Below are 343 nucleotides of genomic sequence, written 5' to 3'. Positions count from 1 at the left end.
TGAACTCGATGTAGCCTTCCTTCAGCCGATCTGCATCTTGCAGGCCAGTGTCGTTATTGGCACCCGTGAAGGCAGCCATATTCAGCTCCTTCTCGGTATTCGTGCTCCCGATGAAACAGCTGTCGTCGGCCGTCGTGAGCACTGCCTTCCCGTCCTTCTCTTGGAGTACGGCAGCCCACATGTCGTTCGCCGACAGGGCGACGTTGAAGTCGAGTACGTCACGGGTATTGTGGCCTTCGTGGATGCGGATCTTGACCACGATCGGTTTGGATTCGGTGTTGGTCAGGTTGATCAAGGTCATCCAGCCGTTGCGGGTGGTGTAGTAGGGAGCAATGGCCACCTC

At 56.9% G+C, this 343-nt stretch carries 1 pseudogene; it reads right to left on the bottom strand.

Annotation, left to right across the window (positions count from 1 at the left end):
- Positions 1-343: pseudogene (locus BQ17_RS21925) on the bottom strand (hypothetical protein); the annotation flags it as partial.

Origin of the sequence: Candidatus Thiosymbion oneisti (genome assembly GCF_900092655.1) — a bacterium.
GTDB classification, from domain to species: domain Bacteria; phylum Pseudomonadota; class Gammaproteobacteria; order Chromatiales; family Chromatiaceae; genus Thiosymbion; species Thiosymbion oneisti.
This window is presented reverse-complemented; position numbering and strand designations above follow the sequence as displayed.